This window comes from Micromonospora sp. HNM0581 (assembly GCF_012726175.1).
In the GTDB taxonomy this organism is placed as follows: Bacteria; Actinomycetota; Actinomycetes; order Mycobacteriales; family Micromonosporaceae; genus Micromonospora.
Genome location: NZ_JAASAD010000006.1, coordinates 27,053 through 40,919, shown reverse-complemented (window position 1 = coordinate 40,919; position 13,867 = coordinate 27,053). Strand labels below are relative to the sequence as shown.

Below are 13,867 nucleotides of genomic sequence, written 5' to 3'. Positions count from 1 at the left end.
GGTGGGTGGTGACCGCCGCACGCGACGGGAATGCGGCCCGAGCGGGGTGCCGCGGCGATATCCTCCGGGGGCCAACGAGGAACCGGGCAGTCAACAGGCGGCAGGGTGAGCCGGGTCACCATTCTGGGTGGATTCACACCCGACGACGGGCCCGCACAACCCCTCGCGGCGAGCCACGCGCCAGCCGAGCATGGCTGGTCAGATGGCCGGTGTCGCCGGGGTGGAACGCCGACCGTTATCGTGGGACCGCCATGGCGAAGATCTTCCAAGTGTCGGTCCGCGCGGGGATGACCCGTGTCGTCGAGCCGATCGCCCGTAGCCTGCTGCAGGCGGGCGTGTCCCCCAACGCGGTCACCGTCGCGGGCACCCTCGGGGTGCTCGTCGGCGCGTTAGGCTTCGGCGCCCGAGGTCACCTGGTCGCCGGTGCGCTGATCGTGACGGTCTTCGCGCTCACCGACCTGCTCGACGGGACGATGGCCCGGATGAGCGGTGGTTCGACCCGGTTCGGCGCGTTCCTCGACTCCAGCATGGACCGGGTGGCCGACAGTGCGGTGTTCGGCGCGGTCGCCTTCTACCTGGCCACGGAGGGCGACCGCGCGGGGTTGGCCGCCGCGCTGATCTGCCTGGCCGCGGGCGGGCTCGTGTCGTACGTCAAGGCCCGCGCCGAGGGGCTCGGGATGACCTGCAACGTCGGAATAGCCGAGCGTACGGAGCGGCTGCTGATCGTCGGTGTCGGTGGTCTGCTCGCCGAGCTGGTCCATCCGGTGGCGCTGCCGATCGCGCTGTGGCTGCTCGCGGCGGTGTCCCTGTTCACCGTCGGACAGCGGATGCGACACGTGTACCGGCAGGCCCAGCAGGTCGACGTGCCGGGCGGCCACGGGTGATCGGCACAGCCGGGCGGAGTGACCGGTGAACCTCACCGAGTTCGGTTTCGTCGCCGGCTGGCGGCTGGTCCGCGCGCTACCTCGACCGGTCGCCGCCGCCGCGTTCAGCGCCGTGGCCGACCGCGCCCACCGCCGCCGGGGGGCTGGGGCCACCCGGCTACGCGCCAACCTCCGCCGCGTCGTCGGTCCGGAACTGCCCGAGGCCGAACTCGACGACCTGGTCCGCCGGGGCCTGCGGTCGTACGCCCGCTACTGGATGGAGGCGTTCCGCCTGCCGTCGCTGAGCCGTGGCCAGGTTCTTGCCGGATTCCGACTGGACGGCACCGAGTTGCTTGCCGCCGACGTGGCCGCCGGCCGGGGTGCGGTGGTGGCGTTGCCGCATGCCGGCAACTGGGACATGGCCGGCGCGTGGGTGGTGGCGAACGGTTGGCCGTTGTCCACCGTCATGGAACGACTCAAGCCGGAGGGCGTCTATCAGCGGTTCACCGCGTTCCGGGAACGGTTGGGGATGGAGATTCTGCCCACCACGGGTGGGGTCCGGCCGCCGCTGGACGTGCTCACCGACCGGGTGGCCGCTGGGGCGGTGATTCCGCTGCTGGCCGACCGGGACCTCTCCGCCCGGGGCGTGGCGGTGGACTTCTTCGGCGGTCGGACCCGGATGCCGCCCGGGCCGGCGCTGCTGGCGTTGCGTACCGGCGCGCCGCTGTACGTGGCGTCGATGTGGTACGAACCGGATGCGGCGTGCGCCTCGCTTGTGGGTCCGCTGCCGGTGCCGGGGCCCGAGGTGGGCACGCTCGACGTTCGGGTCAGGTCGCTGACCCAGCTGATCGCAGACGGTCTCGCGGCGGGCATCGCCCGCCATCCGGAAGACTGGCACATGCTGCAACGGATGTGGCTGGACTGAGGGGACGGGCGCAATGCGGATCGGCATCGTCTGCCCGTACTCCTTCGACGTACCCGGCGGAGTGCAGAACCACGTCATGGACCTGGCCGAGGCGTTGATCGGGCTGGGCCACGAGGTGAGTGTGCTCGCCCCGGCGGACGAGGACTCGCCTCTGCCGCCGTACGTGGTGTCGGCGGGCAGGTCGGTGCCGCTGCCGTACAACGGCTCGGTGGCCAGGATCGCCTTCGGGCCGGTCTCCACCGCACGGGTGCGCCGTTGGATCACCCGGGGCGACTTCGACGTGCTGCACGTGCACGAGCCGCTCGCCCTGAGCCTGTCGATGCTGGCTGTGCTCTCTGCCCGGGGGCCGGTGGTGGCCACCTTCCACACCGCGATGACCCGATCCCGGATGCTCGCCGCCGCCCAGGGGGTGCTTCAGATCGTGCTGGAGCGGATCACCGCGCGGATCGCGGTGAGTGCCCTGGCCCGCAAGGTGCAGGTCGAGCACCTCGACGGCGGGGCGGTGGAGGTTCCCAACGGGGTGGCGGTGGCCAAGTTCGCCGGGATCGAGCCGTTACCCGGTTGGCCGGGGGAGTGCGGGCCGGGCACCGGCGGCACTCTCGGTTTCCTGGGCCGCTTCACCGAGCCCCGCAAAGGTTTCCCGATCCTGCGGGACGCTTTCGTGGAGCTGGCCCGGCAGCGTACCGGCCTGCGTCTGCTGGTCGCCGGTCCCGGCGACCCGGACGACCTGTTCGCCCGGTTCCCGCCCGACCTGCGGGACCGGGTCACCTTCCTCGGCCTGGTCTCCGAGCCTGAGAAGGCGCGGATGCTGCGCAGTGTGCACCTCTACGTCGCGCCTAACACCGGCGGTGAGTCGTTCGGCATGATCCTCACCGAGGCGCTGGCCGCCGGCACCACCGTCGTGGCCAGTGACCTGGACGCCTTCCGGCGGGTGCTGGACGGGGGCCGGGCCGGTCGGTTGTTTCCGACCGGGGACGCGGCGACCCTGCACGCGACGCTGTCGCAGTTGTTGGACGACCCGGTCCAGCGGGCGGAGCTGACCGCCTGCGGTGATCAGGTGGTGGCGAATTTCGACTGGCCCGTGGTTGCCCGGCGGGTTCTGGAGGTATACGCAGCGGCGATCGAGGCCACCGACGGGCGGGTGATCGACCAGGAGTGGGTGGGGTTGACCTGATCGGGTAAACGGGAGCAGCACTACGATGCCGGGCATGTGGTGGGTGGTGGGCGCGACGGTGGTCGTCGCCCTGGTCGCGGTGTACCTGGTCTGGACGGCAGGGCGGGTCGAGCGGCTCCAGGACCGCGCTCAGCTCGCTGCCCGCGCACTGGACGCCCACCTGTTGCGCCGGGCCGCCGCGGCGGCGGTGTTGGCCGAGCGCCGCGAGGGCGTCGAGCTGTACGCGGCGGCCCGCATCGCCCTCGACGCGGGGCCGGAGGAGCGCGAGGCAGCCGAGAACGACCTGACCCGGCAGCTGCGGGCGGTTCGGCTCGATCCCAGCGACGCTGACTGCGAGGCGATCGTCGCCGCCAGCCGGCGGTTGGCGCTGGCCCGCCAGGTGCACACCGATCTGGTCCGTGATGCCCGGTCGGCGCGCGGCCGGCCGCTGGTGCGGTTGTTGCGGATGGGGCGTGGGCACACGTGGCCGCGCTACTTCGACATCGACGACCCCACCCTCACCGTTCCCGCCGCGGACGTGCCCAGTCGCTGAGTTCGCCAGCGGGTCGCGCGGGTGACGGCGGCCACAGAGCAGGCCACCACGGGGCTGATTGGCTGTCGGAGTGGCGTCGGGGGCGGGCGTAGCATCTGCGCTGCCACCTCCCGAGGACGCCTGAGGAGCGACGACGTGTCCGAGACGACTTCCCCGAACGCCGGTGCCGCCCAGGTCGTCGGCACTGCGCGCGTGAAGCGCGGCATGGCCGAGATGCTCAAGGGCGGGGTGATCATGGACGTGGTCACCCCCGAGCAGGCCAAGATCGCCGAGGATGCCGGTGCGGTCGCGGTGATGGCGTTGGAACGGGTGCCCGCGGACATCCGAGCTCAGGGCGGGGTGTCCCGGATGAGCGACCCCGACATGATCGACGGCATCATCGACGCGGTCTCCATCCCGGTGATGGCCAAGGCCCGCATCGGCCACTTCGTCGAGGCGCGGATCCTTCAGTCCCTCGGTGTCGACTATGTCGACGAGTCCGAGGTTCTCACCCCGGCCGACTACGCCAACCACATCGACAAGTGGGCGTTCACGGTGCCGTTCGTCTGTGGTGCGACGAACCTGGGCGAGGCGCTGCGCCGGATCACCGAGGGCGCCGCGATGATCCGTTCCAAGGGTGAGGCTGGTACCGGCGACGTCTCCAACGCCACCACCCACATGCGGAAGATCCGTCAGGAGATCCGCCGGCTGACGTCCCTGCCCGTCGACGAGTTGTTCGTCGCGGCGAAGGAGTTGCAGGCACCGTACGAACTGGTCAAGGAGATCGCCGAGACCGGCAAGCTGCCTGTGGTGCTCTTCACCGCCGGTGGCATCGCCACCCCGGCCGACGCGGCGATGATGATGCAGCTCGGCGCCGAGGGCGTCTTCGTCGGCTCCGGCATCTTCAAATCCGGCAATCCCGCCCAGCGGGCCGCCGCGATCGTCAAGGCGACCACCTTCCACGACGACCCGGATGTGCTGGCCGAGGTGTCCCGGGGCCTCGGCGAGGCGATGGTCGGCATCAACGTCGACGACATTCCCGTTCCGCACCGCCTCGCCGACCGCGGCTGGTGAGGTGCGAGCAGGAGGGGTGAGGAGCGCACGTGCCAGCACCTGTGATCGGTGTCCTCGCCCTGCAGGGTGACGTCCGTGAGCACGTCACGGCCCTGACCGCGGTGGGCGCACAGGCCCGTCCGGTACGCCGTCCGGCCGAGCTGGACGCGGTCGACGGCCTGGTCATCCCGGGTGGGGAGTCCACCACGATCAGCAAGCTCGTCGACATTTTCGAGCTGCGTGGCCCGATCGACAAGCGGATCGCGGACGGGATGCCGGTCTACGGTTCCTGCGCCGGGATGATCATGCTGGCTGCGGAGGTGCTCGGCGGTCGACCGGACCAGCGTGGCTTCGACGGCATCGCGATGACCGTCCGCCGCAACGCGTTCGGCCGGCAGGTCGACTCGTTCGAGGCGTTGGTGGAGATCTCCGACATCCCCGGTGGGCCGCTGCACGCGGTCTTCATCCGTGCGCCCTGGGTCGAGTCGGTCGGCGAGGACGTGGAGGTCCTCGGTAGGGTTTCCGATGGACCGGCTACCGGCCGGATCGTCGCCGTACGGCAGCGCAACCTGCTGGCCACCTCCTTCCACCCGGAACTAACCGGCGATCCTCGGCTGCACGCCTACTTCGTGGATCTGGCCCGTGCCGCCAGGTGACCGGCGATGTGCGGGCCGTACCTCCGCTCTGACCCGCACCAGGGAATTCGTCCGTTTTGTGGGCATCGGGAAGGCGTGTCGACGGGTGACGTGCGGCGGGTGACGACCAGCTGCCGCACGCCGGTAGGATTGTCGAGATTCGGGCAGGGCCATCTGGCCGCCTCAGCTTCCACCAGAGCTGACCGGCACCACCGTGTGCGCCGGTGCGGAGCGGGGCGCTCGGTGCGGTCGATGCAGACGGCGGGTAGCAACGGAGGTAACAGATGTCCGGCCACTCAAAGTGGGCGACGACCAAGCACAAGAAGGCGGTCATCGACGCCAAGCGGGGCAAGATGTTCGCCAAGCTGATCAAGAACGTGGAGGTCGCGGCGCGTACCGGCGGCGGTGATCCGGCCGGTAACCCGACCCTGTTCGACGCGATCCAGAAGGCCAAGAAGAACTCGGTCCCCAACGACAACATCGACCGGGCGGTCAAGCGCGGCTCGGGTCTGGAGGCCGGAGGCGCGGACTACCAGACGATCATGTACGAGGGGTACGGCCCGAACGGTGTCGCGTTGCTCATCGAGTGCCTGACCGACAACCGAAACCGCGCCGCCACCGAGGTACGCACCGCCCTGACCCGTAACGGCGGTTCCTTCGCCGACGCCGGCTCGGTGTCGTACATGTTCTCCCGCAAGGGCGTCGTGATCGTGCCGAAGGCCGGCACCACCGAGGACGACGTGATGCTCGCTGTCCTCGACGCCGGTGCCGAGGAGGTCAACGACCTGGGCGAGGCGTTCGAGGTGGTCTCCGAGCCGGGTGACCTGGTGGCCGTGCGGGCCGCCTTGCAGGACGCCGGCATCGAGTACGAGTCGGCCGAGTCCTCCCTGGTGCCGAGCGTCACCGTGCCGCTCGACGAGGAGGGTGCGCGCAAGATCTTCAAGCTGATCGACGTGCTGGAGGACAGCGACGACGTGCAGAACGTCTACGCGAACTTCGACGTGTCGGACGAGGTCATGGCCGTCGTCGGCTGACAAGAAGCGCGCGACCGCCCATCGGCTGGTGGAGGTCTCGGTGCTCACCCTGGGCAGCATGCACCCCCCGTGCAGTCCGCCGCCCGGTCGGTCAGTGGGTGCCGTGGCCGACCATGGGCGGCAGCGGGCAGTGCAGGAGTCCGCAGATCGTCCGCAGCAACTCGATCTCGGCCACGGTCATCATCCCGTCGTGGCTGATCACCGCGACCGTGGCCGCCACCAGCTGTTCCTTGTCGGTCGGCCGTAACCCGTCGAGGACCGGCCAGGCGGTCTCCAGGGCGAGCACACCGTTCTCCGGAGGTGCGTACGGCAGAGGTGTCCCCGGTAGCAGCGTGTCGACGCCGGACCGGTAAGCCCGTTCCGCCTCGGTGTGGTCAGGGTGCCCGACCGAGGCGAGGACAGCCAGCAACGCGGCGGCGGCAGAGCGCGCGTCGGTGAGTCTGCGCCGGTCGGTACGCCAGCGTGAGTCCGGCCGTAGTGACTCCTCCAGCCCGGCGAGCAGCAGTCGGGACAGGCAGTACTCGGTCACGTTGATCGCGCCGTCGGCTCGGATCAATGTGAAGACCGCTGCCAGCAGTGCTTCCAGCTCGGTGTCCGGACGCTCACGGAGCGCCGGGAAGGCCAGTTCGGCCAGGGGCAACCGCAGCTCGGCGGTGAGATCACCCAGGTCTTCGGCTGCGCGCCGCGCGCTGTCGGCCAGTTGCTGGCCATGCCGCTGGGCCACTGCGGCGTACTGGTGTTGCCGGGCCTCCGGCTCGGCGCTGAGCAGCAGCCCGAGGAGCAGCGGTACGGCCGCCTCTCGACTACGGGCCTGTTCGAGGAGCGGGTCCGGAATCCGGTCGAGGATCGCGGCGGCGTGGGCGTAGGCGCTCGCCGTGGGGGCGGCGACTTGAGCCAACACGTCGTCAGGCGCGACGCGCACCTGCTCGCCGCGTGCCGCTGACCCGTGTCGAGCCTGCGGATCCCGGCCTGCCCGATCCGTCCGGCCCGCCACGTCCGGTTGGTTCGTCGGGCCCGCGCGGCCCGTCGACCGGGCCGGGGCCAGGCCGAGGGCGATGTCCTCCTGCCGGCCTGACGGTGGGGCCGCCGCCCACTTGCGGGACAGCTGGTGCAGCTCGGTCGGGTCGAACGACGGCTCCAGTGCCTTGATCCGGTCGGCCAGCGGGGGATGGGTGGCGAACCACGAGGTGCGGGCGGCCTCGCCGAAGAGCATGTGCCCCACTTCGTCGCGTTTGGCCGATCGTAGTTCGGAGCCGTCGGTGAGACCCCCGATCTTCTTCAGCGCGCCGGCGATGCCGCGGGTCTGGCGGGTGTACTGCACCGCTGAGGCGTCGGCGAGGAACTCCCGCTGCCGGGAAACCGATGCCTGGATCAGCCGCCCGGCGAGAACTCCGACGTAGCCGGCAACCAGCAGGGCCAGGCCCACGAGCGCCAGCGGGGCAGCGCTGCCGCCGCTGTTGTCACCGCGTGACCGGCCGCCACCGATGACTCCGGCGCGGGCCAGCCCGCGGCCGATCACGGTCAGGAAGAGGATGCCGAACAGCAGGCCCATCAGCCGGATGTTGAGCCGCATGTCGCCGTTGACGACGTGGCTGAACTCGTGGGCGATGACCCCTTGGAGTTCGTCGCGGTTGAGTCGCTGCAACGCGCCCCGGGTGACGGCGACGGCGGCGTCAGACGGGGTCCATCCGGCGGCGAAAGCGTTGATCGCCGTCTCCTCCGGCAGCACGTACACCTCGGGAACGGGTACGCCGGAGGCCAGTGCCATCTCCTCGACGACGTTGCGTAGCCGGCGCAGCTCCGGATCGGTGGTGTTCGCTGGCACGGGCACCCCGCCCAGCTCGCGGGCCACCTTCCCACCGCCGCCGCGTAACGCGAGCGTACGGACCAGGGCGGCCAGCCCGATCGCGGTGAGGGTGGCGACGGTGACCACGGCGACGAACCCGCCGAGCTGGCCGGGATCGTCGGCGGTGGCGTTGAAGGCGAACAAGGCTGCGAGGTTCACCACCACCACGATGCCGGCGACGGCCAGTACGAACAGCAGCACCAGCCGGGTCGACAGTCGGCGCACCTGGCGCTGCCGTTCGAAGAAGTTCATCGGCGCCTGCTCAGAACGAGACCTGCGGCGCCTGGCGCTGCTGCGGGTCGTCCGGCTGGAACAGCTCCGCCGGGCCGAACGAGAACGTTCCCGCGACCATGCTGGCGGGGAAGACCTCGCGCTTGTTGTTGTAGGCCATCACCGCGTCGTTGTACGCCTGGCGGGCGAAGGCCACCCGGTTCTCCGTGGAGGTCAACTCTTCCGACAGTTGCATCATGTTCTGGTTGGCTTTGAGGTCCGGGTACGCCTCGGAGAGTGCGAACAGCCGGCCCAGGCTCGCGGTCAGTGCGTTCTCCGCGCCGCTGAGCTGCTGCATCGCAGCCGGATCGCCGGGGGTCGCGGCGGCGGTGGCCTGCGCGTTGACGGCGACGTTGCGGGCGTTGATCACCGCTTCGAGGGTTTCCCTCTCGTGTTTGAGGTAGCCCTTGGCGGTTTCGACCAGGTTGGGGATCAGGTCGTGCCGCCGGACGAGTTGCACGTCGATCTGGGCGAAGGCGTTGCGGTACGCGTTGCGGGCCCGGACCAGCCCGTTGTAGATCGACACGCCGAAGCCGAGGAACGCCACGACGATCAACACCAGGCACACCAGTCCGATGATCAATTCCACGGCCGCTCCCTCGGTGTGTGTTGGTACTTCCGCTGATCATCGTACGTTCGCTGGTCCGGGCCCGCTCCCGCTCACCGTGTCGACCGAAGCCGCGGTCCGGGTGTCTCGCCGACGCGTGTCGAGTGCCCCGCGCGGCGCGCTGGAGTGGCCGGCGACGGCGGGGTTAGGGTTGTCGCCGACCAATTCGATCATTTGACTCGGGGGCCCCGTATGGGCGAATCGTTCGCGCATCTGCACGTGCACACGGAGTACTCGATGCTCGACGGGGCGGCCCGGCTGAAGGACCTTTTCGCCGAGGTCAAGCGGCAGGGGATGCCGGCGGTGGCGATGACCGACCACGGCAACATGCACGGCGCGAACGACTTCTACAAGCAGGCGATGGCCGCCGGGGTGACCCCGATTCTGGGCATCGAGGCGTACGTGGCGCCGGAGTCGCGGTTCCACAAGTCTCGGGTGCGCTGGGGCCGCCCGGAGCAGAAGAGCGACGACGTCTCGGGTAGCGGTGGATACACCCACAAGACGATCTGGGCGCGTAACAAGACCGGCCTGCACAATCTGTTCGCACTCACGTCGCGGTCGTACACCGAGGGCTACTTCGTCAAGTGGCCGCGGATGGACACCGAACTTCTCGCCGAGTACGCCGACGGTCTGATGGCCACCACCGGCTGCCCGTCCGGGGAGGTGCAGACCCGGCTACGGCTCGGGCACGACGCTCAGGCCCTCGAAGCCGCCGCGAAGTACCAGGAGATCTTCGGCCGGGAGAACTACTTCCTGGAGTTGATGGACCACGGGCTGGACATCGAGAAGCGGGTCCGCGACGGGCTGTTGGAGATCGGCCGCAAGCTGAACATCCCGCCGGTGGTCACCAACGACTCGCACTACACGCACGAAGCGCAGTCGGAGGCACACGACGTGCTGCTCTGCGTGCAGACCGGCAGTAACGTGGCCGACCCGAACAGGTTCAAGTTCGGCGGCAGCGGCTACTACATCAAGTCCGCCGAGGAGATGCGCGGCGTGGACCACTCCGATCCCTGGTTGGAGGGTTGCCGTAACACCCTGCTGGTGGCGGAGCGGGTCGACCCGACCGGAATGTTCGAGTTCCACAACCTGATGCCGCGTTTCCCGGTACCGGAGGGGGAGACCGAGGAGTCCTGGTTCCGCAAGGAGACCTTCGCCGGCCTGGCCCGGCGCTACCCGGAGGGCATCCCCGAGGGGCACGTCGTGCAGGCCGAGTACGAGCTGGGTGTCATCATCCAGATGGGCTTCCCGTCGTACTTCCTCGTGGTCGCCGACTTCATCCAGTGGGCGAAGGCGCAGGGCATCGCCGTCGGTCCGGGCCGTGGTTCCGCAGCCGGCTCCCTCGTCGCCTACGCGCTGGGCATCACCGACCTGGACCCGATTCCGCACGGGCTGATCTTCGAGCGGTTCCTCAATCCCGAGCGGGTCTCCATGCCGGACGTCGACATCGACTTCGACGAGCGTCGGCGCGGTGAGGTGATCAAGTACGTCACCGACAAGTGGGGTGAGGACAAGGTCGCGCAGATCGCCACCTTCGGCACCATCAAGGCGAAGGCTGCGATCAAGGACTCGGCCCGGGTGCTCGGCTACCCGTACGCGGTGGGTGACCGGATCACCAAGGCGATGCCACCGGCGGTGATGGGCAAGGACATCCCGCTCACCGGCATCTTCGATCCGAAGCATCCGCGCTACGCCGAGGCCGGCGAGATCCGGGGGCTGTACGAGTCAGACCCGGACGTCCGGAAGGTGATCGACACCGCCAAGGGCATCGAGGGGCTGATCCGGCAGACCGGGGTGCACGCCGCCGGGGTCATCATGTCCGCCGAGCCGATCATCGAGCACATCCCGCTGATGCGGCGCGACGCCGACGGGGCGATCATCACCCAGTTCGACTACCCGACGTGTGAGTCGCTCGGGCTGTTGAAGATGGACTTCCTCGGTCTGCGCAACCTGACCATCATCGACGACGCGTTGAAGAACATCGAGCTCAACCACGGCCGCAACGTGGACCTGCTCAAGCTGCCGCTGGACGACAAGCCGACGTACGAGCTGCTGGCCCGGGGCGACACTCTCGGGGTGTTCCAGCTCGACGGTGGCCCGATGCGGTCGCTGCTGCGGCTGATGAAGCCGGACAACTTCGAGGACATCTCCGCCGTCCTGGCGCTTTACCGGCCAGGTCCGATGGGTGCCAACTCGCACACCAACTACGCGCTGCGCAAAAACGGTCTCCAGGAGATCACCCCGATCCACCCGGAGCTGGCGGAGCCGCTGGAGGAGATCCTCGGCCCGACCTACGGTCTGATCGTCTACCAGGAGCAGGTGCAGCGCGCCGCCCAGGTCCTCGCCGGGTACAGCCTCGGCAAGGCCGACCTGCTGCGGCGGGCGATGGGCAAGAAGAAGAAGGAGGTCCTCGACAAGGAGTTCATTCCGTTCCGCGACGGGATGAAGAGCAACGGCTACTCCGACGAGGCCATCAAGACCCTGTGGGACATCCTCGTCCCGTTCGCCGACTACGCCTTCAACAAGGCGCACACCGCCGGCTACGGCCTGGTGTCCTACTGGACGGGTTATCTCAAGGCCAACTATCCGGCCGAGTACATGGCGGCGTTGCTGACCTCGGTCGGTGACGACAAGGACAAGATGGCCATGTACCTGTCGGAGTGCCGGCGGATGGGCATCCAGGTGCTGCCGCCGGACGTGAACACCTCGGCCGGCCCGTTCACCCCGGTCGGCCGGGAGATTCGCTTCGGCCTCGGTGCGATCCGTAACGTCGGCGCGAACGTGGTCTCCGCGATCATGCGCTGCCGCGAGGAGAAGGGCGACTACGCCGACTTCTACGATTTCCTGTCCAAGGTGGACGCGGTGGTCTGCAACAAGAAGACCATCGAATCCTTGATCAAGGCGGGGGCGTTCGACTCGTTGAAGCACCCCCGCAAGGGGCTGCTCGCCGTGCACGCCGACGCTATCGACGCGTACGCCGACGTCAAACGTAAGGAGGCGGTGGGGCAGTACGACCTGTTCGGTGCGGGCTTCGGCGACGCCGAAGTGGCGACGAACACCACGGTCATGCCGACGATCAGCGACGGGGAGTGGGACAAACGGGACAAGCTCGCCTTCGAACGTGAGATGCTCGGCCTGTATGTCTCCGACCATCCGCTGTTCGGTCTGGAGCACATCCTCAGCGCGGCGGCCGACACCACCATCGCCGCCCTGTCCGAGGAGGGCACCGTCGCCGACGGTGCGGTGGTCACCCTCGCCGGCATCCTCTCCGGCGTGCAGCGTCGGGTCACCAAGCAGGGTCGGGCGTGGGCCTCGGCCACCCTGGAGGACCTGGCCGGCGGGGTGGAGACGCTGTTCTTCCCGAACACCTACGAGGTGATCGGGCAGTACATCGCCGAAGACGCGATCGTGGTGGTCAAGGGCCGGGTGGACCGACGTGACGACACTCCGCGCATCATGGCGATGGACATGTCCCTGCCGGATGTCAGCACCAGCACGGCGAACAAGCCGGTCACCCTCACCATCCCGGTGACCCGCTGCACCCCGCCACTGGTGGAACGCCTCAAGGAGACCCTGGTGCTGCACCCCGGCGACGCCGAAGTGCACGTCAAACTCCTCAACGGCACCCGCACCACCACCCTCCGCCTGAGCCCGGTCCGGGTGGCCGCCACCACTGCCCTCATGGCCGACCTGAAAACCGTCCTGGGGCCCGCCAACGTCACCTGACACCCCACCCCTCTCGCGTCGATCATGCAGTCGTGGTGGTTGCTGTGCCCCCGAGAGTCGGCTCCGTGCAGGGCTGCAACTGCATGATCGGCGAGGAGGGCGGGGCGACGAGCGGGGGCCACCAGGGCGGGAGTGGCACTGACGGGTTGGTGGTGGGACGGCTAGCGTCGGCGTGTGGATCTGGAACAGGCGCAGAAGTTGTGGCAACCGCAGCCGGGCTGGCTGAACACCGCCAGTTACGGGTTGCCGCCCGACCCGGCCTGGGACGCGTTGCAGGACGCGCTGGCCGCGTGGCGGGTGGGGCGGGGCGCGTGGGAGGACTGGAGCGCCTCGACCGACAGGTGCCGGGCGGCCTTCGCCCACCTTGTCGAGGTGCCGGTCGCCGACGTGACGGTCGGTGCCACCGTCTCCCAGTTGCTGGCGCCGGTGGCCGCCGCGCTACCCACCGGGGCCAGAGTGCTGGTGCCGGAGGCCGAGTTCACCTCGAACCTGTTTCCCTGGCTGGTGCAGACCGAACGGGGCGTCGAGGTGCGCACCGTACCGCAGGACGAGTTGGTCGTCGCGATCGACGCTGACACCGATGTGGTGGCGTTCAGTCTGGTGCAGTCCGCCGACGGCGCGGTCGCCGCGTACGACGAGATCGTCGCGGCGGCCCGGACGCACGGTGCGCTCGTCGTGGTGGACGCCACTCAGGCGTGCGGCTGGCTGCCGTTCGACGGGTCCCGCGCGGACGTCGTGGTGACCGGCGGCTACAAGTGGCTGATGGCGCCCCGGGGCACCGCCTTCGCCTACCTGGCGCCCGAGCTGCGGGGCCGGCTGCGTCCCGACGCCGCCGGCTGGTACGCGGGTCGCGATCCGCACGCCTCCTACTACGGACCGCCGCTGCGGCTGGCCGACGACGCCCGCCGGTTCGACCTCTCACCTGCCTGGTTCAGCTGGGTGGGCGCCGCCCCCGCGCTGGAACTGCTGTTGGATGTCGGCGTCGAGCAGGTGCGGGCACACGACGTGGCGCTTGCCAACCGGTTCCTCGCCGGCCTGGGGCAGCCTTCCGGGCACAGCGCGATCGTCACCGTCGAGGTGCCCGGTGCCCAGGAGAAGCTGGAACGCGCCGGGGTACGCGCGGCGGTGCGGGCCGGTCGGGTGCGGGCCTCGTTCCACCTCTACTCCACCACCGAGGACGTGGACCTGGCCCTCGACGCACTCACCTCCTGACCGCGCCGCCC

11 protein-coding genes are annotated in these 13,867 nt (G+C 69.5%); 9 read left to right on the top strand and 2 right to left on the bottom strand.

The genetic code is table 11. The features are described 5' to 3' along the window. Positions 1-251 precede the first annotated feature (251 nt). From pgsA to HCA58_RS10050, 7 genes are all read left to right on the top strand, one after another. Entirely contained in the window at positions 252-884 is a 633-nt protein-coding gene (gene pgsA / locus HCA58_RS10080) for a phosphatidylinositol phosphate synthase (RefSeq protein ID WP_169597519.1), read from the top strand. 25 nt (positions 885-909) lie between these two features. Next, complete coding sequence (locus HCA58_RS10075; RefSeq protein ID WP_169597518.1) at positions 910-1,788, top strand: phosphatidylinositol mannoside acyltransferase; 879 nt, start codon at positions 910-912, stop codon at positions 1,786-1,788. Positions 1,789-1,801: 13 nt separating this feature from the next. After that, a complete protein-coding gene (locus tag HCA58_RS10070; protein ID WP_169597517.1) occupies positions 1,802-2,962 on the top strand; it encodes a glycosyltransferase family 4 protein in 1,161 nt (386 codons plus the stop codon). Between the two features lie 25 nt (positions 2,963-2,987). Next, positions 2,988-3,494, top strand: a complete 507-nt coding sequence (locus HCA58_RS10065; RefSeq protein WP_169597516.1) for a hypothetical protein — start codon at positions 2,988-2,990, stop codon at positions 3,492-3,494. 135 nt (positions 3,495-3,629) lie between these two features. Beyond that, complete coding sequence (pdxS, locus tag HCA58_RS10060) at positions 3,630-4,547, top strand: pyridoxal 5'-phosphate synthase lyase subunit PdxS (RefSeq protein WP_169597515.1); 918 nt, start codon at positions 3,630-3,632, stop codon at positions 4,545-4,547. A 29-nt stretch (positions 4,548-4,576) separates the two neighbouring features. Beyond that, the gene (pdxT, locus tag HCA58_RS10055; protein WP_169597514.1) at positions 4,577-5,182 is read left to right on the top strand and encodes a pyridoxal 5'-phosphate synthase glutaminase subunit PdxT; all 606 of its coding nucleotides are present in this window, start codon (positions 4,577-4,579) and stop codon (positions 5,180-5,182) included. A gap of 263 nt (positions 5,183-5,445) precedes the next feature. Beyond that, entirely contained in the window at positions 5,446-6,195 is a 750-nt protein-coding gene (locus tag HCA58_RS10050) for a YebC/PmpR family DNA-binding transcriptional regulator (RefSeq protein WP_169597513.1), read from the top strand. 91 nt (positions 6,196-6,286) lie between these two features. Here the strand turns inward: HCA58_RS10050 and HCA58_RS10045 are convergent, their stop codons facing one another. Beyond that, positions 6,287-8,293, bottom strand: coding sequence for a M48 family metallopeptidase (locus HCA58_RS10045; RefSeq protein ID WP_169597512.1), 2,007 nt, complete (start codon positions 8,291-8,293; stop codon positions 6,287-6,289). A gap of 10 nt (positions 8,294-8,303) precedes the next feature. Continuing rightward, positions 8,304-8,900, bottom strand: coding sequence for a LemA family protein (locus HCA58_RS10040; RefSeq protein WP_346775943.1), 597 nt, complete (start codon positions 8,898-8,900; stop codon positions 8,304-8,306). Between the two features lie 210 nt (positions 8,901-9,110). Between HCA58_RS10040 and dnaE the strand changes: the two genes are divergently transcribed. Both dnaE and HCA58_RS10030 read left to right on the top strand, forming a co-directional pair. Continuing rightward, entirely contained in the window at positions 9,111-12,644 is a 3,534-nt protein-coding gene (dnaE, locus tag HCA58_RS10035; RefSeq protein ID WP_169597511.1) for a DNA polymerase III subunit alpha, read from the top strand. Positions 12,645-12,818: 174 nt separating this feature from the next. Further along, entirely contained in the window at positions 12,819-13,856 is a 1,038-nt protein-coding gene (locus HCA58_RS10030; protein ID WP_169597510.1) for an aminotransferase class V-fold PLP-dependent enzyme, read from the top strand. Positions 13,857-13,867: the final 11 nt, after the last annotated feature.